The sequence below is a fragment of the Amycolatopsis rubida genome (assembly GCF_900115345.1).
GTDB classification, from domain to species: Bacteria; Actinomycetota; Actinomycetes; order Mycobacteriales; family Pseudonocardiaceae; genus Amycolatopsis; species Amycolatopsis rubida.
The window spans coordinates 455,141-474,897 of the sequence record NZ_FOWC01000001.1; the positions used below are offsets into that span (position 1 = coordinate 455,141).

18 protein-coding genes and 1 tRNA gene are annotated in these 19,757 nt (G+C 69.7%); 13 read left to right on the forward strand and 6 right to left on the reverse strand.

All coding sequences use genetic code 11. The features are described from left to right. Positions 1-24 precede the first annotated feature (24 nt). From BM362_RS02300 to BM362_RS02340, 9 genes are all read left to right on the forward strand, one after another. Positions 25-678 (forward strand): sigma-70 family RNA polymerase sigma factor, encoded by a 654-nt coding sequence (locus tag BM362_RS02300; RefSeq protein ID WP_167545183.1) that lies wholly within the window; start codon positions 25-27, stop codon positions 676-678. Continuing rightward, positions 675-2,930 (forward strand): glycoside hydrolase family protein, encoded by a 2,256-nt coding sequence (locus BM362_RS02305; RefSeq protein WP_167545184.1) that lies wholly within the window; start codon positions 675-677, stop codon positions 2,928-2,930. The genes BM362_RS02300 and BM362_RS02305 overlap by 4 nt, the downstream gene beginning before the upstream one ends. Beyond that, the gene (locus BM362_RS02310; protein ID WP_093572052.1) at positions 2,927-3,661 is read left to right on the forward strand and encodes a hypothetical protein; all 735 of its coding nucleotides are present in this window, start codon (positions 2,927-2,929) and stop codon (positions 3,659-3,661) included. Before BM362_RS02305 ends, BM362_RS02310 begins: the two co-directional genes overlap by 4 nt. After that, positions 3,643-4,650: a S1 family serine peptidase gene (locus BM362_RS02315; protein WP_093572053.1), complete on the forward strand. Its 1,008-nt coding sequence runs from the start codon at positions 3,643-3,645 to the stop codon at positions 4,648-4,650. Before BM362_RS02310 ends, BM362_RS02315 begins: the two co-directional genes overlap by 19 nt. A 148-nt stretch (positions 4,651-4,798) precedes the next feature. After that, on the forward strand, positions 4,799-5,053 hold the full coding sequence (locus BM362_RS02320) for a helix-turn-helix domain-containing protein (RefSeq protein ID WP_093572054.1): 255 nt from the start codon (positions 4,799-4,801) through the stop codon (positions 5,051-5,053). Between the two features lie 436 nt (positions 5,054-5,489). Then, complete coding sequence (locus BM362_RS02325; RefSeq protein WP_107309520.1) at positions 5,490-6,725, forward strand: Scr1 family TA system antitoxin-like transcriptional regulator; 1,236 nt, start codon at positions 5,490-5,492, stop codon at positions 6,723-6,725. 329 nt (positions 6,726-7,054) lie between these two features. Beyond that, complete coding sequence (locus BM362_RS02330; protein WP_143132357.1) at positions 7,055-7,978, forward strand: helix-turn-helix domain-containing protein; 924 nt, start codon at positions 7,055-7,057, stop codon at positions 7,976-7,978. Between the two features lie 282 nt (positions 7,979-8,260). After that, the gene (locus tag BM362_RS02335; protein WP_244287019.1) at positions 8,261-8,656 is read left to right on the forward strand and encodes a helix-turn-helix domain-containing protein; all 396 of its coding nucleotides are present in this window, start codon (positions 8,261-8,263) and stop codon (positions 8,654-8,656) included. Positions 8,657-9,083: 427 nt separating this feature from the next. After that, the gene (locus BM362_RS02340) at positions 9,084-10,295 is read left to right on the forward strand and encodes a methyltransferase domain-containing protein (RefSeq protein WP_093572057.1); all 1,212 of its coding nucleotides are present in this window, start codon (positions 9,084-9,086) and stop codon (positions 10,293-10,295) included. 309 nt (positions 10,296-10,604) lie between these two features. Here BM362_RS02340 and BM362_RS02345 read toward each other — a convergent pair whose 3' ends face one another. Further along, positions 10,605-11,042 (reverse strand): peptidase inhibitor family I36 protein, encoded by a 438-nt coding sequence (locus tag BM362_RS02345; RefSeq protein ID WP_093572058.1) that lies wholly within the window; start codon positions 11,040-11,042, stop codon positions 10,605-10,607. A 455-nt stretch (positions 11,043-11,497) separates the two neighbouring features. Between BM362_RS02345 and BM362_RS02350 the strand changes: the two genes are divergently transcribed. After that, on the forward strand, positions 11,498-11,908 hold the full coding sequence (locus tag BM362_RS02350) for a histone-like nucleoid-structuring protein Lsr2 (protein ID WP_093572059.1): 411 nt from the start codon (positions 11,498-11,500) through the stop codon (positions 11,906-11,908). Between the two features lie 142 nt (positions 11,909-12,050). Here the strand turns inward: BM362_RS02350 and BM362_RS02355 are convergent, their stop codons facing one another. Further along, positions 12,051-12,548 carry an amidohydrolase family protein gene (locus BM362_RS02355; protein ID WP_342029775.1) on the reverse strand — a complete coding sequence of 166 codons (498 nt, stop codon included), beginning with the start codon at positions 12,546-12,548 and terminating at the stop codon, positions 12,051-12,053. A gap of 215 nt (positions 12,549-12,763) precedes the next feature. On the opposite strand from BM362_RS02355, the gene BM362_RS02360 reads away from it, so the two are divergent. Beyond that, positions 12,764-12,836 (forward strand) — tRNA-Lys (locus BM362_RS02360). 93 nt (positions 12,837-12,929) lie between these two features. On the opposite strand, the gene BM362_RS48660 is transcribed toward BM362_RS02360, so the two are convergent. After that, entirely contained in the window at positions 12,930-13,109 is a 180-nt protein-coding gene (locus tag BM362_RS48660; RefSeq protein WP_244287020.1) for an SAM-dependent methyltransferase, read from the reverse strand. A 233-nt stretch (positions 13,110-13,342) separates the two neighbouring features. Between BM362_RS48660 and BM362_RS02370 the strand changes: the two genes are divergently transcribed. Then, on the forward strand, positions 13,343-13,663 hold the full coding sequence (locus tag BM362_RS02370) for a hypothetical protein (RefSeq protein WP_143132358.1): 321 nt from the start codon (positions 13,343-13,345) through the stop codon (positions 13,661-13,663). Between the two features lie 61 nt (positions 13,664-13,724). Here the strand turns inward: BM362_RS02370 and BM362_RS02375 are convergent, their stop codons facing one another. The 3 genes from BM362_RS02375 to BM362_RS02385 all read right to left on the reverse strand — a co-directional run bounded on the left by BM362_RS02375 (position 13,725) and on the right by BM362_RS02385 (position 19,224). After that, positions 13,725-14,918, reverse strand: a complete 1,194-nt coding sequence (locus BM362_RS02375; RefSeq protein WP_093572063.1) for a helix-turn-helix domain-containing protein — start codon at positions 14,916-14,918, stop codon at positions 13,725-13,727. A 146-nt stretch (positions 14,919-15,064) separates the two neighbouring features. Continuing rightward, a complete protein-coding gene (locus BM362_RS02380; protein WP_143132359.1) occupies positions 15,065-15,577 on the reverse strand; it encodes a hypothetical protein in 513 nt (170 codons plus the stop codon). A 512-nt stretch (positions 15,578-16,089) separates the two neighbouring features. Continuing rightward, positions 16,090-19,224 (reverse strand): RHS repeat-associated core domain-containing protein, encoded by a 3,135-nt coding sequence (locus BM362_RS02385; RefSeq protein WP_093572065.1) that lies wholly within the window; start codon positions 19,222-19,224, stop codon positions 16,090-16,092. A 233-nt stretch (positions 19,225-19,457) separates the two neighbouring features. Here BM362_RS02385 and BM362_RS47230 point away from each other — a divergent pair, with 233 nt between their 5' ends. After that, positions 19,458-19,634: a hypothetical protein gene (locus BM362_RS47230; protein WP_167545186.1), complete on the forward strand. Its 177-nt coding sequence runs from the start codon at positions 19,458-19,460 to the stop codon at positions 19,632-19,634. Positions 19,635-19,757 lie beyond the last annotated feature (123 nt).

Genomic DNA, 19,757 nt, shown 5'->3' on the forward strand with positions numbered 1-19,757 from the left:
ACACACGCTGCCCGGGGAGGGGACGTGACGACAGGTTCGACCCGCGATCGGCGGGTGTCCGCGGCTGCCGCAAACGCGGGCGTCGACGAGCTGGTTCCGCGTGCGCAACAGGAAATGCTGAACTATTGCCGCGCGCGCGTCGACCCCGGCTGCGCCGAGGACGTCGCGCAGGAGACGTGCGCGGCGGTGTTGCAGTTCCTGCCGAGGTACCGGCCCCGGCGCGGCGACAAGCCGTTTCGGGCGTTCGTCTACGGGATCGCCGCGCACAAGGTCGCCGACGCCCGTCGCGCCCGGGCCAGGTCGAGGGCGCGCGAACACCTCGTCGACCAGGCGCCCGAGACGCTCTCCGGCGAGCAGGGGCCGCACGAGCGAGCGCTCGCAGCCGAACGCCGCGACGCCGTGGCCCGGCTGCTCGCCGGACTCTCGCGCGAGCGCCGCAGGGTGCTGGTGCTGCGCGTGATGGAGGGGCGCAGCGCGGCGGACACCGCGGGCATTCTCGGCGTGACGCCGGGGTCGGTGAGGGTCACGCAGCACCGCGCGCTCACCGAGCTGCGCGCCGGCTTGGCCCCGTCTCCGGTCGCGGTTCCGGCCGCGCTCCCGAAGCCCGGGCGCAGGCCGCGCCCCGGGTGCGAGACGGCCCGGTCGCAGGACGGCGCGTCTCCGGCGGTGCGGCGGTGAAATCGCTCGCGTGCCCCGATTTCCACTGCGACGGCGGCGGGCATCCGGAGACCTTGCTGTGCCGGGGGCCGCTGACCGCGGCGCTGGGCGAGGCGGTGCGCGCCGGACAGGCCGGCGGGGACACCGGCCGCCTGCGCGATCTGCTCGACCGGGCGCTGACCGGGCCGTCGGCGGACGCCCCGGGCGAGTCGGCGTTCGACGGGGACCCTGCCCTCGCGTCGACGCTGCAGGTCGTGGTGATCAACGCGCCGCACCTGCGCGGGCGCTACCAGGGCTTTCTGGACCTGGCCGACGCCCGGCTCGACATGATCGTGCACCGCCGTCTTCAGGCCGCGCGCGAGCGCCTGCGGCTGCGGCGTCCGCTGGAACGCGCCGAATTCTCCCTGAGAGAAGGCCTGGTCGGGCTCGGCGCGTGCCTGCTGCAGCGCCCCGGCGCGGAGCGGGACCCGATGCTCGTGCAGGTGGCCGCGTACGCCGTCGAGCTGGTCCTGTCGGCGGACCGGACGGGCCGGCCGGGCTGGTGGGTGCACCACAGCCCGAGCCAGGACCGCAGCGACGACGGCGAGTGGCCGGACGGGCACGCGTGCTTCACGCTGCTCGACGGCAGCGCCGGGATCATGGCGCTGCTCGCCCTCGCCCGCCTGCGCGGCATCCGCGTCCCGCTCCTGGACGCGGCATTGCGATCGGTGTCCGCCTGGCACGACGCGCACCGGCTGACCGACGAGCACGGGCTCGCCCACTGGCCCGAAGTCGTCACCGACCCGCGCCCCGACCCGCGGCCGATCGCGCACCAGGCCGCCGACGCGCAAGGACCGGGCCTGTGCGGGAACCTCGGCATCGCCCGCGCGACGCAGCTGGCCGGGATCGCGCTGTGCGATCCCGCGCTGCGCCGGAGCGCCCTCGCCACGGCCCGCACCGCCCTGACCCGCGACACCCACCTGTTCGAGACGGGCGGGATCTGCCACGGCCCGCACGGCGCCGCCGTCGCCGCGCTGCGCATCGCCGCCGACGAACCGGGCGACACCGCCGCCGATCTCGCCGAGGCCGCCGCCAACCTGCTCCGGGCCGTCCGCCCGGACGCCCGGCTCGGGGACATCCACGGCGGACTGCTCGACGGCACGGTCGGCGAACGCATCACCCGGTCCGTCGGCGACCCCCGCATCGCCCTGCCGCCCGACGGGGCGGCCGCGTGGGACTCGCTGCTCCTGCTCGCCCCGCACCGCCCGCCCCCCGCCCGTCCCCTCGCCCGTCCCCGCCCCGGCCCGACCTTCCGCCGCCGACTCCAGGAGACCGACATGCCCTGCCCCGACTGCCGACTGGTCCTTGTCGCCACCCTCAACGAGAAACAAGGCGGCTGGAACGGCAAAACCCGCCGCCACGACTTCTCCGGGATCGAAGCCAACCTCGCCGGCCTGCAGTGCCCGCCGCACGTGCTGTTCCTGTCCGAGTGCACCCTCTACGACGCCTTCAAGCGCGAGGCGTACTACACGATGCTCGAACTGCTCGACGCCCTCCCCGCCGGAACGGACCCGGAAGGGCAGCACGTGGACACCGGCATCTACGACGGCCTGCTGACCAAGGAGAAATACCTGGTCCACGGCCCCGGGCTCTTCTACTCCCGCCCCACCGTCCGGCCGAAGCTGTGGCACGGACCGGACGACCCGCTCGTGCGGGAGGTGCCCGCCCACAGCCTGGACGTGGAGATCGCCGGACGCGAACTCACGCTCAAAGCCCTCCACGTCAGCGGCCGGCACGGCGCGGTCGGTTTCGACGCCCAGTTCGCGCTGCTGGGGAAGCTCGCGAAGTACCCGGTTCTCGCGGGCGGCGACATGAACATGTGCCCCACCCAGCGAGAGAACCCGGGTTACCCGCAGGATCTCGCGCCGTACTTCGACGGCAACGGCGCCCCGTGGCAGCGCAGCACCAAGGGCATCCGCGCTCCCGACGGCACGTGGCAGCCCCACACCGCCTCCTACGACGGCATGCTCGAACACGGATTCCTCGACGCCGCCCAGCTCAAGGGAGACCGCACCCCCACGGTGAACCCCGAGCACGGCGGCGATTCCCGGATGCCCATCGACCGGCTGATCGTCAGCAGACAGGCGCCCGCCCGCTTCATCCCCAGCACCTACCGCGTCCATCCGCCGAAGTCGAAGTCCGACCACCTCATGGTCTCCTGCTGGGCGCGCGTCACCTGCGCCGCACACACCCGGCCCGAGTCCGACACCGCCGACCTGGACTTCGACGCGTGACGCGGACCGACGCGGCAGCTCCGCTCCCGGACACGGACGCGGCCCCGTGCCCGTTCGCCGGAGCGTTCGCCGGCGACCTGACCTCGTGGCGCGCCGAGGACACGGCCGTGCCGCCGGACGGCTTCGTGCTGCTGCAGTTCGAGCAGGACCCGGCGCGGGTGGGGATCCGCCGCTACAGCGACGACCACCGAGACGTCCTCGCGCCGCCGCTGCTGCACGCCTACCTGCTGCTCGACCTGTGCGGGACCTGGCTGGCGATCCACCCGCTCTGCGCCGGACCCAACGCCACGCCGCACGCGACCCAGCTGATCGAAGCCCGCGAACACCGGTCGCTCGGCGACGACGGCACGGCCTGCCCCGGGTGCGCGGCCTGGCTGCGGGACAACGCGCACGTCGTGGTCGTCGGCGGCGCGGACGCCGTCCGCGGCGGCCCGTTCGTGCGGGTCGAAACGACCTTCCCGGCCGGCCGGTCCCGGCCCGCGCCGCCGGGTCCCGCGCAACGCGCCACCGCGAACACCCCCCGCCGCCGCCCGGGCACACCGGCCGCGCGGACCGGCGCCGCCGCGCCGGACAGCGACGTCGGGCCCGGGGCCGTGCCGGCGAGGCTAGCGCCCGCCGGGCTCGCCCCCGCCGGTCCGGTGTTCGCCTTCCCCCTGATCCCCCTTTCCCCCGAGGGAAAGGGCGTTTCCCACACAGAGAATCGAGGTGCCTTGTGCGTTTTCGAAGACTAGGCGGGCTCGTCGCCGCGCTCGCGTCGGCCGCACTGCTTGCCGGTCTGGCTGCGCCCGCCGAGGCGATCGTCGGCGGAACCGCCGCGACCGCGATCAAAGCCGGGGAGGGGACGTTCGAATACGTCAATCCCCACAACGGCTACGACCGCTGGGCGACCTGCACCGCGCACGCGCTCGGCAGCGACGAGGACAGCGAGACCGACCTGCTGATCACCGCCGCCCAGTGCGTCACCGTCATGCCCGGCCAGCCCCAAGCGAAGTCCGCTGCGGACTCCGCGCGGTTCGCCGCGTTCCGGCACGCCGCCGAACGGCCCGGACCGGGCGCCGCCGCGCCCGACGCCGCCCGCAGCGCGCAGGAAGGCGTGAAGTCCGTACCGGAAGACCCGGCCGCCTTCCGGTACGTCTACGGCAGCACGAACCGGTTCACCGGCAAGTCCGTCGGGATCAGGAAATGGATCATCCCCAAGGACTGGAACTGGGGCGTGCCCGACGCCCAGGGCCGCATCTGGGACATCGCGCTCGTGCAGCTGCAGCACCCCATCAAGACCCGCGGCGCGATCGTCGCCCCGCTGCGGCCCGGGGAGATCACGGAACTGGGCTGGGGCCACACCGACCCCCGCCCGGAAACCTGGACCGGCCCGCTCGGACCGCGGCTGCACCAGACCACCGTGCACCTCGCCTCGCGCTCCCAGTGCGCGGCCGGGGGCATCGGCACGAACGAAGCCTGCCTCGGCGTCGCCGCCGACAACGGCGGCACCTGCAAAGGCGACGCCGGAGGCGGCGGAGTCCGCCGCTGGGGCTCCCAGTGGGTTCTGACCGCGATCGCCTCCCGCGGCATCGAGAACCGGTGCGGCACAGCCAACATCTACACGCAGATCTGGCCCTACGGACGCTGGATCGTCCACCAGATCCACGACCTCGAACCGCACCTGCGGGTCGAGGCAACCCGGGCAGGCTCGGCCCAAGCCGATTTCGCGCTCGCCGGATGACCACCGTCGGGCCGGAGCGCGAACGCCCGCGCTCCGGCCCGACGCACCGCCGGTCTCCTCACCGAACAAGGGCACCGTGACACCCGCCCGGACCCTCCGCCCGCCCCGACGGCGAACACCTGCCCGAACCGAACCGAAGGCGCCGCACATGAACCCTCAGCCCCGTGTGGTTAAAGGCCAGAAGATCGTCGGCCCCGCGCGGACAGCGATGGCCGCCCGGTTGAAGCGCGCATACGAGAAAGGCGCGGGCATCCGCGCCCTCGCCGAGAGCAGCGGACGCTCCTACGGGTTCGTGCACCAGCTGCTCGTCGAAGCCGGCGTGCATCTGCGGCCACGCGGGGGCAGGCACGCGCGCACCCGGCCTCGCCGTGCCCGAGCCGACGCCGAACCAGCCGCGGACTGACAACGACGTCACGCGCGACGTCCTTCCGCAGCCCCTGGACCGCAGCCGTGCGCCGCGCACCACGCGGTCCGCGGCAGACCGGACTCCGGACCCACCAACGCGGACCGGCACCCGCCCCGCCCGACAAGGAAAGCGCCCAGCATCGATGAACAGCCTCGACGACCGCGAACCGCCCCGCACCGGCACTCGTCCCGCAAACGCGGACGGGCCTGCGCCGCGCCGTGTCAGAGACGTCGTCTCGCACGGAGAACAGCAGTGACGCGCCGGCGTCGGCCGGCTCGGCCCAGCGACCCCGGCCTCCGGCTCGCGCGCCGCCGCCCGCCCGGCCACGGCGTCGGACCGGGCTGGCACACAGGGCCGCCGCAGCAGATGAGCGAGGTTCCGGGCCAAGCAGCCGACGGGCATCCCCGCGTCGCGCCTGCCCCGGGAGGACCGGATGCCTGAGCATCCTCGAAAGCACCGTCCCGAGGGAAGGCTCGCACGAACCGTGCTGCTTGCGTGCGCCCTGCGCAACGCACGCGAGGATCACGACTGGGGATTGCGCGAACTCAGCCGCCGAACATTCCTTTCGCCCGGGCTGCTGTCCAACTGGGAACTGGGACAACGCTCGCCCCGGCCAGATGACGTCACCGCCATCCTGTCGGTCATCGGCGTCAACAAGTACCACCGAGACCGCCTCATCGACCTGGCCCGCATTCCGGAAGAGCTTGTGCTCGCCCTCGGGACGCCGGGCAAGCCCGACCACGTCGCCGCCGCCGAAGACTGCGCGCGCAGGTCCGGCCGCATCGACATCTGGAATCCGCTGACCGTGCCGGTCGCACTCCGCACGCCTGACTACGCGGAGGCCATGACGGGCCCCCGGCTGCGCAACGCCCGGCCGGCCCGGGCGATCCCGGAGGCCGCGATACCAGCTCATGCGCGAGGAGACGTCCGCAAGGACGCCGTCACCGTGTTCATCGGCGAGCAGGTCCTCGCCGGCTTGGCGCGAGAACCTCGCCGAGGTCCGCGCCAAATCGAGCACCTGGCCGGTCACGTGGACGGATCCGCGCCCTCGGCGGCTCTCCTGATCCGCGTCGTGCCGGACCGCGCGGGCTACCACCGCGGGCTTGAAGGCGCGGTCACCCGCTACCACACCGAAGCCGGACCGGTCGACTACCGGCCCGGAGGCTTCAGCGGATCGTTCGCACTGCCCGGTCGCAAGATCGGCGCCGTTCCGGCCGACGGATCCGACGTCTTCGCCCAATTGGAGGCCGTCGCCCTCGACGCCGCCGAGTCCGCCGACCTGATCACCGACCACGCGTCGCTGTCCGGCGCCGATCGACCGCACCCGCGGCCGGCCCGGCCCGCACCCGGGCACCCGCACCCTTCCCCGTCCCGAAAAGCACCGGCCGGCAGCCCAGACCGCCCGCCCGCCTCCGAACCAGGCCACGCGAAGGCGCGCTGGGTCGAACTGTACCGAGCCGGAAAAACGACAGACGAAATTGCCGACGCGGAAAATGAAACTCCTGACAGGATCAAGTACTGGGTGAGAAAACTGGGGATGGAACTCCGCCCCCCGGGCGTCCTCGACAGCGATGGGGTCAGCGGTCGCCTGGCCGCGTGCGGCTGCACGCCTCTCCCGCCCGAAGAACCACGACACAGACGACGGCTTCTCCGCACCCCGGACGGCTGAGCCTCGCCGCGCCTGGCCGTCGCGACACACATCTTTCGACAGAGACGGCGCGACGCCGACCGATTCTTCACGCCCGGGACTTGCCCTCGACACGCCTGCACGGAAAACCCGCCATTCCAGGATGACCGATGCCTCCTCCAGACCCTGCGCCACCGCTCTCGCCGCAGCCCGCGTCCTGTCTCCACGACAGCCTGGAGCCGCAGGCGAACGCACCAGGCCGATCCGCCGCTGTCCCGACACTCCGCCCGCGCCGCGGCACCTCGTCCCCGGCGTCTCCCCGCACCCGCTCCGACCTCCGTCCCGCCCGAAACCGCGGAGAACCCAAGGACATGAACAGCCACCAAGACCGAGCCCGAACTGTGCTGCTCGGCTGCGGCCTTCGCACGGCCCGCAAGGCGAAAGGCTGGAAAATGCGCGAACTGGCCCGCGAAACGCCCGTCAACGCGGCCCTGTTCAACTGCTGGGAGCTGGGAAGACGATCACCGCACCTGGAAGACGTCATAGCCCTCTCGACCAAGATCGGCATCACCACGGCCCACCGGGACCGCCTGATCCGCCTCGCGCGGCACCCGGAAGAGGACTCCGTGCTCGCGCTCGGGGCGCCAGACCGTCCTGACCACCTCGCCGTCGCCGAAGACTGCGCGCGCAGGTCCAGCCGCATCGACACCTGGAACCCGCTCCTCGTGCCGCCCATGTTCCAGATCCCCGACTACACCGCAGCCCTGACCGGCCCGCGGCGCGACCACCGCACAGGGACGCATGCCTGCACGGAATCCTGGGCGCCGGACCGCCCGGAAAGCGACGCCCTCGTCGAGGCCGTCACCGTGTACATCGGAGAACACGCCATCGCCCACCCGATCGGAGCCAGGCACACCGCATTCCGCCAACTGCACTACCTCCTCGAAGCGGAGCCGCATCCGCTGACGCGTCCGAGACGACTGCGCTTCGCAGCCCCCCGCATCCGGGTCGTGCCGATCCGCGCCGGTTACCACCAAGGCCTCGACGGCGCGGTCACCCGCTACCACACCGAAGCGGGACTGATCGACTACCGACCCGGCGGGTTCGCCGGGACGTTCACCGCGCCCGACCGCAACGAATACGAACTGCCGATCGACGCGTTCGACGTCTTCAACCAGCTCGACACCGTCGCGCTCAGCACCAGCGAGTCGGCCGAACTGATCTACGACTACGCCCTCCGGCTCAAACCCGGACCACCGCCCGCCCGCCCCAGCCACATCGCGAGGACCGGGTGAACCGACACGCGCGCACAGCCAGCACAGACCGCTTCGGCCGTACCGCCCGCCACCGGCACGCAATGCCGGCGGCGCACAGGCACGCCCGCGCCGACGACGCCGGCACCCAGACGCGACGCCATTCCGCCGAACCTGCCGTACGGATCCGCGTGACGGCACCAGCGTCCACCACCATCTCGCCCAGCCAGTCCGAGCAGCTCCTCGCAGGACGCGAAGCCCAGCGCTTCCGCTGCCGTGGAGGCAAACCGCAGGACAACCCGCGGAAAGAAAGCCAAACCTCAGGTGACTTCCGACGAGCGCTACCACGACAAGCAGATCGGACGCGTCGAACGCAATCGGCAGATGCTCGGGAAGTGGCGGGCGGGCGCGTCGATCACGCAGATCGCCGACGAGTTCGGGCTGTCGCTGAGCTGGACCGGACGCCTGCTCCGGCAGGAAGGCGCCGTCATGCCGGAAATCAGGCAGGGAGTGCGCCGCGAACTCGACGTGCCGCGGATAGTCCGGGAGTACGAAGCCGGAGGCACCCTGCAAAACATCGCCGACGCACATGAGACGTCCTACGGAACGATCCGCCGGCTGCTGCTCCGGGAAAAAGTGGCGATCAGACCGCACGGAGGACAGAACGCGATCGACCGGCCCAAGCCTCCGCCGGACGATCGCGCGTCCCGCACTTGGTGAATCTTGCCGTCTCGACCGGCGAGGAACGCCACGGCGGCTCCGGATTCGACGCGCAGTGCCCCGCGTCGCAGTGCGGCCAGCACGAGCGCCCGGTGCCGAGAATCCGGCGGGCTTTTCCGTGTGCCGCGCCTGCCCTCCGGCGAGGGCGCGTGGTCCGGGGGCTCGCGGAGACTAACTCGCTGACCGTCGCACCGTGCAGCCTCCTCCGGCGCGCGGTCAGCCCGGCCCCGTGTGCGCAGACGCGGGGCAGGGTCGGCGACCGCCCGCAGCGGCGAGGGCGGTCGCCGACCCACTCAGACCCGATCGGCGGCCTCCGCGAACACCGACCCGCCAGCCCGCTACCCACCGCACCGCGATCGCCCAGGGCACCAACCCGCACAACGAAACCGACACCGACCCGTGGCACAGGAAGAAAGGAGACCCCACGATGGCCGACTCCGACAGAGCGCGAGAACGGCGCGCCGGCCCAGCCAGCCTCGCCGACTGGCTGAGGAAGTCCGGCACGCTCACGCCACGCTGGGAATCCGCGTTCGCGCTCACCAACCGCGCCGAGTTCGTGCCCCGTCACGCGTGGGCCGACGACGGCGCCCGCCTGCCCTGGCCGATCGAGCGAGGCAGCACCGAATGGCTGCGCGCTGTCTTCTCCGACACCGCGATCATCACCCAGTTCGACGAAGGCCGTGTGACATGGCCGGACATCGGCCATCAGGCAACCGGTTTCATCCCGCAGCCCAGCGCGGTGCTGCGGATCCTGAACGCCCTCGACCTGCAGCCCTGGCACACAGTGCTGGTGACCGGCACCGGGACCGGCTACCTGGCCGCGCTTCTCGGTGCCTGCCTCGGCGACCAGGCCGTCACCGCCGTCGAGACCGGCAACGCGATCCACCACAACCGGAGTACCCTCCGCGAGACCGGGCACGACCGGATCGAAGCGGTCGCCGCGGACGGCGCGGCAGGACTTCCCCGACGGGCCCCCTACAGCCGGATCGTCTCCGCCGCAGAAGTCGTCGCCGGGCGCATTCCGACCGCCTGGCTGCGCCAGAGCGTCTCAGGCGGAACGATCCTCACGCCCTGGACAACCGGATTCCACGGCAGCGGCGTGCTCAAGCTGGTCGTCCATGACGGGACCGCGCACGGGCGCATCGTCGACGACGTCACGCGGATACCGCTGCGGCCGCGTCCGCTCCCGCCCGGACACGCGGAGCGGATGAGACGTCTCGTGGAAGACGACGCGTCCGCCACCGAGTCGGCGACCTGGGCAGATCCCCGGGAAATCGGGGAAGACCCGAACGCGGCGATGGCGATCGGGCTGCACCTGCCCGGCGTGCAGCGCGAAATCCTCGTCCAAGACGCCCACCGCTGGAAAGTGCTCCTGTACGACCTCGCCACCGAATCGGCGGCGATCTGCCACGTCACACCGGAATCCACACATCGAGGCCTCTACAAAGTGCGCCGATACGGCCCGGAACCGCTCTGGGAACACGCCGTCACAGCTTGGCGCTGGTGGCAGAACGCCGGCCGCCCGGACCGAGGACGATTCGGGGTCACCATGACTCACACCGGGCAATGGTGCTGGCTCGACAAGCCCGACAATCCTCTGCCCGTACTGGTCGAACCGGAGATCGGTGGAACCCGATAATGCTCGTTGCGTCTTCGCCGATCGGCTGGCACGGTCCACACCGAACAGACCACAACCCGCAGTTGCGTTGCCGATCAGGTCGTTCCGGCAAGAGCGCTCTTCAGCGCTGCGGGCTGCGGTGGCCCGGTGAGGGCGGGACTGGCCCGCAGCCACCTCTGTCGTCGGAAACCCGTGCTCGCTCCGGCACAGTCACCGTGATCGTCACCTGGTTGCAACCGCGGTGCTTGCCTTCGCGCACAGTTCGGCTGGCGACGTCGTCCAGTGCTTTGAACCCGAACCATTGGTCGAGCGAAAGCGCGAAAACTCGTACTACACGCGTCGCAGGGACGAGTCGAAGTTGTCGCCGCCCCAAGGCGACAGGTTGTATTGGCTTCCAGCTGGGTGATAGCCGACACGGCCGGTGTAGTTGCAGCCCTCGTACATCGCGAACGTCCACCGGCTGCGGTTGGTCTGGGAGCTGGCCTTCTTGTCCATCCCTTGCTGGCCGAGGTTCGGGCTGCCGGTCCGGAAATAGGCCATGCGGCCGCTGCCGTCGTATCCGTCGAATATGCAGAAGTATCCCGCCGGACAGCGGTTCCAGCCGCCGTCGAGGGTGGCGACGGCGCCGCTGTCACGGCCGCCGGCGAGAATCTCCTGCCTCACGGCCGCAGCAGGGTCCTGACTTCCGGTGGCCGTTGCAGGCGCTCCCCCGATCACTGCCGCTCCTGCTGCCGCGACGATCGCAGCACCGATGACGTTGAGTCGCATGGTCTTCCTTTCCTAACCTCGTTTGGGAATTGCCGGGAACTACCGGTTCCGGGTCGGACGGCGCGGCGTCTCCAGGAGGGGATAATCAGATGCGCCGCAGCCGTCCGGATCCGCACAACGGACGCGCCTTGCAACGCGAAACAGACCCGTCGCCCACCCGGCGCGATCGACGGATCGGCGCAACTGCCATGAACCGAGGCAATGCCGAAGGGAGGTTGTCGAATCGCATGAACACACCCTCGCAAACAGGCGAAGACCTGCGGAAGATGCGCGGCAGCACAAACGTGCACTAAATCAGTGCTGCCTTTGTGCCGAACCTGTCAAGATGAACATCACTTACAACACGGTACACGCGGAGGCAGCCGGCCCGACCGCATCGCTCATGAGACAACGTTGCAAAAACTGCCATTCCAGGTAGCATGAATAACAAATTAATCACACCAGAAAGGTTTATTATGGCCCAGAGGACTCGTGTCGAGCTGATCGACGACATCGACGGCCGAAGAGCAGATGAAACCGTCGATTTCATCCTCGACGGGGTATCATACGAAATCGACCTCTCGAAAGAGAACGCCGAGACTCTGCGCGAGGAGCTGCGCGCCTACATTGAGAACGCGCGGCGGCAAGCCGGACGAAAACTCCGCGCCACGACCGGCAAAGCCTTCCGCAGGACACCTGGCGCCCAGCTTGCTGCCGCAAGGGAACGCAACCAGCGGATTCGCACATGGGCGAAAGCCAACGATTTCTATGTATCCGATATCGGACGCATCCCTGACCGGATCTTAGCAGCGTTCGAGAAGCATGAAGCCGAAGAGCCCGGGGCAGACAAGTCGAGCAAGCCTCGCAGCAGGAAACGCGCCGGATAGGTCAGGCGCGACCTGACGCCATAGCAGCCCCTGCACGGGACGTATCGGACGTTCGGCCCGACGAGGCTTCCGCAATGGCCGATTTCCTCGTTTCGATGCTTTGCAAAATCCGACGCACTCGGGGACGTTTCGTGACTGCGCGTTACGGGGACGGCCGCCGAATTTCGGCAGCGCGTCCTTGTGCCAGCACGATGCAGACGCGGCTCAGCGCAGCGAGGTCCGCAAGCGGGTCGCCGTTGACGACCAGGCCGTCGGCGACGTATCCCGTCGACAGCCGACCCATGGTGCGGTCGAGTCCCAGCGCTCGCGCGCTGGCCATCGTGGCCATCTCGATCACGCTGGCTCGGTCACAGCCGAGGTGCTCGTAGAGGTGGAGCGCTCTGGCGTAGTTGTCGAAGTTCGAGTTCGGGGTACTGGCGTCGGTGCCCGGGATCAGCGTGATGCCGTGCTGGACCATCCACGCGAAGCGCTGCGCCACGTGGTCGGCGAGAGCGAGGCCGAGTCGGTTCGGCCAGACCGAGCAGGCTCGCGAAACGTACCTCAGGAGCCTGGAAATTCTCGACCGGCTCAAGGGACGCGCGAGCGCCAGGTGTCCGCACACGGCTGACCTCCTTGGATGCCGAGATTCCGTCGTCGGCACACAGGTGCTAGCAACCCTGCACGAAGCATGAATACCAGCTCAGCGCTCGAAGCCTGGGCTTCCGCCGCCGAAGTTCTGGCCGCCGGAGCCGGCCCGGCTGGCCGTCTCAGCACCGAACGACACGTGTCCGTCGTACTCCCGGCACGACGGGTCCGGCAGCCAATTTGCTACCTGGACGCACGGTGCCCGATGGCTTGCCGCTAAACTCAGGGCACGGGCCGTTAGCTCAATCGGTAGAGCTGCTGACTTTTAATCAGTAGGTTCCGGGTTCGAGCCCCGGGCGGCCCACAAGTTTACGCAGGTCAAGCCCAGCCCCCCTGGTAAATCCGGCGACGCGGCCTCGACCGGCAGGCCCGCGTGCGGCCCCGTAGGCGAGGTCGCTCAGGGGACGGTTCCGATGGCGGCGAGTCCCAGGCTCCGGGTGGGTGCCGGAGGGGTCATGCTGGGTCCGTCGGGCCACCAGTCGTCGAACTCCATGAGGCCGGGTGGCATGAGGTCCAGTCCGTCGAGCAGGGCTTCGATCTCGTCGCGGGTGGCGGCAGCGGCCGGTCTTGCAAGCATGGCCGTCCCCTTTTCGTGTCTTGCGACAGGAACGTCCAGCATGCGCCCGCACCCGCGTTCCCTCCAATGCCCGGAGCTGTCGTTCTCAGCATCGTCGCCGCTCAGCGCGATCGCCGTGTGGCAGTGCGGTGGCACTTCGGTGCCGCACTGCTGCGACATTCTGTCGATTCCTCGTGCGCTCGACAGCGCACGACACCGCTGTCGACAATCGCGAGAGACGAGGCGGCAATTCCGTGGACGACCTGATTACGCGGCTGTACATGCACGTGTTCCCTTTTTCCGATCGCGCATTGCCTGGGTTGGCTGTGCTGATGGGGGTGTCCGCCGGGATCACGGTGTGGCGGATGGCGTGGCACAGCTACATTCCGGGGTTGACACGCAGCTGGTACTGGTCGCACGTCGCGCGGGCAGTGCTGCTGACCGGCGTGGCGGTCGTGGCCTGGCCCGCCGTGATCATCCTGGTCGCCTTGTGCCAGTTCGACGGCCCACGAACGCTGATCGAGCGGTTCGTGTTCGGCAAGCGGCCGACCACCGAGGATCCCGGGCAGGCGTGAACGCTCTCGTCGTCGCGCGACGTGTCCGCCGAAGGCGTCGGCGGCGTTCGGGAGGGCCGGGTTAGAGCTTGATTCCGGCCCAGTGGGCGAAGGTGGCGAGGGAATCGGAGCGGCGGCGGTCCTGGTGGGCGAGGGTGACCACCGTTTCGTGGACCTGGGGGTGGTAGCGGGTCAGCTGCGGTGCCAGTTCGCGGGCGGTGTTGAGTTCGGCCAGGACCTGGTCGCGGCGCCCGTGCAGCAGCGCCGCCCGGGCTAGGTCGACGTGGTGATGCCCTTTCCGGGAGGCCAGGGTGCCGGGCGGGAGCGGGGTGTTGCGGGCCAGCGCGGTGGCGCCGTCGCCGCGTTCGACGGCGGCGGCCACCGAATGGATGCTCACGTTGGCCGGGTCGAACGCGGTGTCGTAGAAGTCCGTGCCGGGCTCGAGGACGCGGGCGCAGTCGGCGGCTTCGGCCAGGTGCGCGTCGGAGGTGGCGCGGTCGCCGGAGCGTGCGGACAGGATCGCCGAGCGCAGATGGAGATAGCCACGCACGGTCAGCGACGCCGGGCCGGTGGGCTCGGCCTCGGCCAGGCGACGTCCGGTCGCGGCGAGGCGCTCGGCGGCCCGGTAGGCGCCGCGGTGCATCAGGGGCAGGCCGATCTCGCCCTCGCACAGCGCGGCCAGCAGCGGGTCCCCGGACGAGGCCGCGGCGGTGGCGGCGCGTTCGGCGGCTTGCCCGGCCACCGGTGAACCCATGCGGTGCAGGCAGATCGTCACGCACTGGTAGAGGTGGGTCAGCAACCCGTGCGCCCGCTCGGCTTCCGCCCCCGTACGGGCGCGGACGGCGGCGGTGTGCAGAGCGGCGAGCAGATCGGGCATCGTCGCCGACGAGCGGTCGTATCGCGACTTCCGCTGCAGTTCGGCGACGGCGGCCACCGCCCGCGCGAGCGTGTCCAGAGGCGCGGTGGGGTCGTCGGTGGCCAGGGCAGGGCCCGCGATCACGGCGGTCTCCAGCTCGGCGATGCCCTCGCGTTCGGCGCCGAACTGCGGGCTGGGCTGCTCGTAGAGGTCGTAGACGGTCAGGTTCAGCACCCGCGCCGCCGCCGCGACGAACGACGGAGATGCCGGTTTGCGGCCCTGCTCGACTGCCCGCACCAGCGATACCGACACATGCATCCGGTCGGCGAGCTGCCGCTGGCCCAAATTCGGGTGCAGCTTGCGCGCGGCGCGGACTCGCCGCCCGACACCCGCCAGCCCACGGTCCTCCTCGGCTGCCATGGCCACGCTCCCTTCCCGGGACACCTGCCGCTACCCGCCAGGGTAGCTCCCCTCCCCAGACGGCTTCACCCACCTTGACACCGAACGTGCAGGCGAGGTTCCACAGCGTGAGCGTCCCGGCGGTGCGGGACGGGCCGGCGGGGTGTTCAGCGGCGGAATCCGCGCTCGGGGTCGCGGGTGGGGACGTTGTCGAACTCGCCGAACCAGTCCTCGGCGTCCACGTCCGGCAACGGGCTCGGGTGATAGAGCAGCCCCTCGTAGTCCTTGTCCTGGAACAACGCGTCCTGCAGGATCGACCAGCGGTAGTCGAACCGTGAACTCGGATGCGCGGCGACCTGCTCGGCGTGCACGTCGGGCTCGTCCTGCTGGCACCGTTCGGCGTCCTGGATCGCCAGGTCCAGCGCGATCTCCTCGGCAGTGCAGGCCGGGGTCGGGCGCCGCCCAGCAGCCAGGTCGCAGGCCAGGTCGTCGAAGGCACGTGCGTAGCACCGCAAGAACCACGGGCCACGGTCGGCCATGCATGCCGGTACGGTCGTGTCCGCCTCGGCTGCCGGCCCCCCGCCGCCCTGGGGCGTCCACTCGGCGATGTCGTAGACCTCGTCGGCCAACCTGCCCAGCGCCGCGTCCAACGCGGCGGCAGTGCGGGGAGTGATCACCACCGGCAGGCACACCTCGCAGTCGAAGTCGCGGCACCGGGGGCAGTCGGCGCAATCGTTGCGGCAGGTCCCGCACACCTCGCACCGGCCGGGACAGTTCGTCGTGGTGAACAATCCCGGGCCCCGCTCGCGCAGGCCCGGTAGCGCCGCCGCGATCCGCAGGCTCTCCTGCGCGTCCCCGATGCGCGCCAGGCGAGACAGGAGAGCGGCAGCGGTAGCCCCGCAGCATGTCGACATCGTACTGGTATTGGCCGAGGCAGTGAGGCGTCTGGCCGAAAGTCGCGAACTACAGTCCTGCGGCTTCCAGCCAGACGCGAAAGGTTCTAATCGTCGTTCTTCTGGGAACTGTTTCGTTTACTGCTTCGGTATCTCACAAGGAAGCCTGCCCCGAGGGCGACGAACACTGCTAATGGTATTGCAAAATATGACTGTCCGGTAAGCCAGACGATAACCGTGGCGGCTCCTGCCGCTAAGGTCAGCACCAACAGTGTTCGAGCTACCACAACTTGCCTCTTTCACGTCAATAGATAGCCAAGCCCGCCGACGGTGCCAAGGAGAAAGTTGTTCTTTACCTCCTCACTGCTCCCTCCTCCCGCCGCCGCGCCGAGCCCGCCTCCGGTCGCTCCCCACACTGCGCCGGCCCCGATGCCAATCGCGATGCATGCGGGGGCTGCAAGAGTGCATCCGGCCGCTACAGCTCCGATGCCGATCGCGCTGCCCACCAAGGCACCCGCCGCGCCGGTGAAGTCAGCAAAAGACAACGCTCCGGTGGGGTCGCTGTGGTTGACGGGGTCGTTGTTGGCGTAGGCGTAGTGGTTGGTTTCTTGTCCGGTGGGGTCGGGGGTGAGGAAGCGGCCCCATCCGGGGAAGTACCAGCGGTAGCCGAGCAGCATGTCGACACCGTACTGGTATTGGCCGAGGTAGTGGAACGGGTTGTCTCCGGCGTTGGGTCCGGTGGTGGTGCTCCCGCCGTAGGGGTCGTAGCGATACGTCGCTGCCACGGTGCCGGTGGTGGAGATGAGGGCGGTGACGCTGCCTTGGTAGTCGATGACGACGTTGTAGCGTGCCCCGGTCCCGGATTTCTGGGTGACGATCGCCCCCTTGGGGTCGCGGGCGAGGCTGGTGCGGGCGCCGTTGTGGACGGCTTGGGTGAGGCCGAGGGCGGTGGTGGTGAACCGGTCGGTGGTGGTGCCGCCGCTGGTGGTGTAAGCGAGTTGGTGGGGTTGGGTTTGGTTGAGGGTGTCGTAGGTGGCGGCGAAGGTGTTGCCGGCGGCGTCGTTGCCGGAGACGAATTGGCCGGTGTCGCTGTAGTTGTTGGTTTCGTCGGGGTTGGTGGCGCCGGTGAGGTTTCCGGCGGTGTCGTAGCTTCGGGTGCGGCCGTCGTTGACGAGTTGGTCGGCGGCGTTGTAGGTGAAGTTCGCTGCGCCGAGTTTGGTCATGTTGCCGGCGTTGTCGTAGGCGTAGCCGGTCGCGCCGGCGGTCTTCAACCTTTGCAGGGTGTCGTAGGTGTAGCTGGTGGTGCCGGTGGCGTCGGTTTTGGACTGCATCTGGTCGGAGTCGGCGCCGCCGGGGCGGGTGTAGCTGTAGCCGGTTTGCAGCAGTTGCGTTCCCGCGGTGTTTTTGACCGTCAGGCTGGTTTGGCGGCCGGAGTTGTCGTAGCCGTTGGTCTGGCTGCCGGCTCCGGGCCAGGTGGTGCTGGTGCGGCGGTCGGCGTTGTCGTAGCCGAACGTCGTGGTCTGCCCGAACGGATCGGCCAGCGAGGTGAGCCGGTTCGCTGCGTCGTAACCGTAGTCGGTCTTTCCGCCGGGATCGGTCATCGACGTGAGGTTCCCCGCGAGGTCGTAGCCGTAGGCGAGATGCTCGTCGGGGCTGGTGTCGTCGCTGCGGGTGTCGGCGAGAAGCTGCCCGCCGGTGTCGTAGGCGAAGGCGTGGGTGGCGGTGGCGGTGTCGCGGCGGGTGAGACTGCCGTTGTTGTCGTAGACCGCCGCCTGCAGCACGACACCGTTGCTGTGCTTCGTAACCGATACGACGCGGTCGAGTTTGTCGTAGCCGTAATCCAGCCGGATCCCGCGCCCGTCGGTCACCGAAGCGACCCGCGAGAGCGAGTCGTAGGTGTAGTGCGTGGTTCCGAGCGGGGTGGGCGGGGTGACGGTGGCGAGGTTTCCGGCGGCGTCGTAGTCGTAGCGGGTGACGTGCCCGTTGCCGTCGACGCTGGTCGAGACCAGTCCCAGCGGCTGGGTGTAGGTCAGGGTCTGCAGATCGGCGTTCAACCCGTCGGAATGGATCTTCGTGACGTTCCCGGCGTTGTCGTAGCTGCGGGAGACCTTGTCCCCGGCCGGATCCGTCACCGCTGTCGGCAGGTGCGGGTGGGCGGCGTCGGTGTAGCCGACGCTGGTCTTCGCGCCCGTCGGCAGCTGAGTGCCGATCAGGTTGTTGAGCGGGTCGTAGCTGTTGGTGGTGCTGTTGTTCAGCCCGTCGACGGTGGTGTGCACGTCGCTGTTGGCGGTCCAGGTCTGCGCGCGTGTGTGTCCGAGCGCGTCGGTGGCCGAGGTCTGCCGCCCCTGGCTGTCGTACTTGTAGGTCGCGGAGTGCGCGTTCGGGTCGGTTTCGGTGGTCTGCCCGCTGCCGTAGCCGAACGTGGACTTCACCTGCCCGGTCTGCCGCGCGAACGTCACCTCGGTGACGCGGTGCGAGGCGTCGTAGGCGAAGCTGTAAGCGGTGCCGTTGGGGTCCTGAATCGAGGCGAGGTCGCCGGTGCCGGTCCACGTCAGGTGCATCGAGGCGCCGGAGCGGTCGGTGAAATCTGTCAGCTGGGCGGCGTTGGTGTAGCGGTAGGTCGCCGCGGTGGTGCCGGTCGGGTCGGTGATCGCCGAGACCAGGCCGTTGGCGTAGCCGAAGGTGGTGACGCGGCCCTGGGTGTCGGTGATGGAGGCGGTGGTGCCGTCGGTGTTGTAGCGCGGGGTGACGGTGTTGCCGTTGCGGTCGGCCTCCGAGACCAGCCAGCCCGCGGGACTGAACGTCCAGGTCTCGTTGGAGCCGTTGAAGGTCAGCAGGTATTTCCCGCCGGGAGCTTTCGTGAGTTCGGCGTGCACGCCGGGAGCCGGGGTGTAGCTGCCGTCGGACTGGTGGGCGAAGGTCGCGCAGTAGCCCGAATCGCCGTGCAGCACCACATCGCTGCCGTTGAACGTCAGGCCGACGTCCTGGCCGTGGCTGAGCGTCCAGCCGGCGCCGAAGGCGCCGTTGCCCGGGCGCTGGTTGTTGTACACCTGCGACAGGGACAGGTTCTCGCCGGTGCCTTTGACCGTCAGCTGCCGTTGCGTGATGGTCAGGTTCCCGTCGTGGGTGTTGACCAGTGCCTCCATCCGGTCGGAGATCTTGAACCGCTCCAACGGATACTGCGGCAGCAACCCCGTCTCGTTCGCCCCGCACGCCGACACCGCCGCCGGGGCCGCGCCCGGCTTGTAGCCCGGCCGCCAGTTCGCCGCGGGCGGCTGCCCGCCGGTCGGAGTCCTGTTCACGGTGGACGGCGGCGTCCACACCGTCGTCGGCGGCGCCACCGTGCGCGGCGCGGCGGACGCCGCGTGCGGTACAGCGACCACCAGCGCCCCCAAAGTCACGGCGGAAACCGCCAACGCAGATCTGTGCCTCATATTCTTCCCCTCGAACGAAATGAGTGCAGCACGAACCGCGCCGGAAACACTCGGACCCGAGGTCTACAGGCCCTGGACGACACCAGACGACGCGGCGGAGCATGATCATGCAAGAGGCTTCATCGCCGCCGACACTTGCTTTGTGACAACAATGCGACTGAAATGTCTGGTATATCCCTTTGTTTCACCCCGGCGGAGCAGCGGCAGTGGACTAGACCCGTCCAGTTGGTGAAGTGTCAACGGTCAGTTTGTTCTGGCTCTGGCTCAAAGTTCGTGATGTGGCGTCGGTTTCCGAGGGGTATGCGGCGGCGGAGGAGGTCGAATCCGGCGCGGCCGAACATGTGTCGTTTGAGTGCTTTGATCTTGCAGACGGCGCCTTCGACAGCGCCGCTGTTGCAGGCGAGGGTTGAGTCCGTTGCGGACGGCGTCGTCGTCCTTGAGCAGTCCGGCGGCGAAGCCGTCCAGCTGGGAGATCCCGCTGGCCTGAGCCTTGGCGATCCAGGCGTCCAGGTGCTGGCCGCGGAGGTCGCGCA

Excerpts from the sequence above, each read along its gene's own strand:
- BM362_RS02385 (WP_093572065.1), bottom strand. The coding sequence starts at position 19,224 with ATGAGGCACAGATCTGCGTTGGCGGTTTCCGCCGTGACTTTGGGGGCG.
- BM362_RS48660 (WP_244287020.1), bottom strand. The coding sequence starts at position 13,109 with ATGCTTGCAAGACCGGCCGCTGCCGCCACCCGCGACGAGATCGAAGCC.
- BM362_RS02375 (WP_093572063.1), bottom strand. The coding sequence starts at position 14,918 with ATGGCAGCCGAGGAGGACCGTGGGCTGGCGGGTGTCGGGCGGCGAGTC.
- BM362_RS02320 (WP_093572054.1), top strand. The coding sequence starts at position 4,799 with ATGAACCCTCAGCCCCGTGTGGTTAAAGGCCAGAAGATCGTCGGCCCC.
- BM362_RS02330 (WP_143132357.1), top strand. The coding sequence starts at position 7,055 with ATGAACAGCCACCAAGACCGAGCCCGAACTGTGCTGCTCGGCTGCGGC.
- BM362_RS02325 (WP_107309520.1), top strand. The coding sequence starts at position 5,490 with ATGCCTGAGCATCCTCGAAAGCACCGTCCCGAGGGAAGGCTCGCACGA.
- BM362_RS02340 (WP_093572057.1), top strand. The coding sequence starts at position 9,084 with ATGGCCGACTCCGACAGAGCGCGAGAACGGCGCGCCGGCCCAGCCAGC.
- BM362_RS02350 (WP_093572059.1), top strand. The coding sequence starts at position 11,498 with ATGGCCCAGAGGACTCGTGTCGAGCTGATCGACGACATCGACGGCCGA.
- BM362_RS02345 (WP_093572058.1), bottom strand. The coding sequence starts at position 11,042 with ATGCGACTCAACGTCATCGGTGCTGCGATCGTCGCGGCAGCAGGAGCG.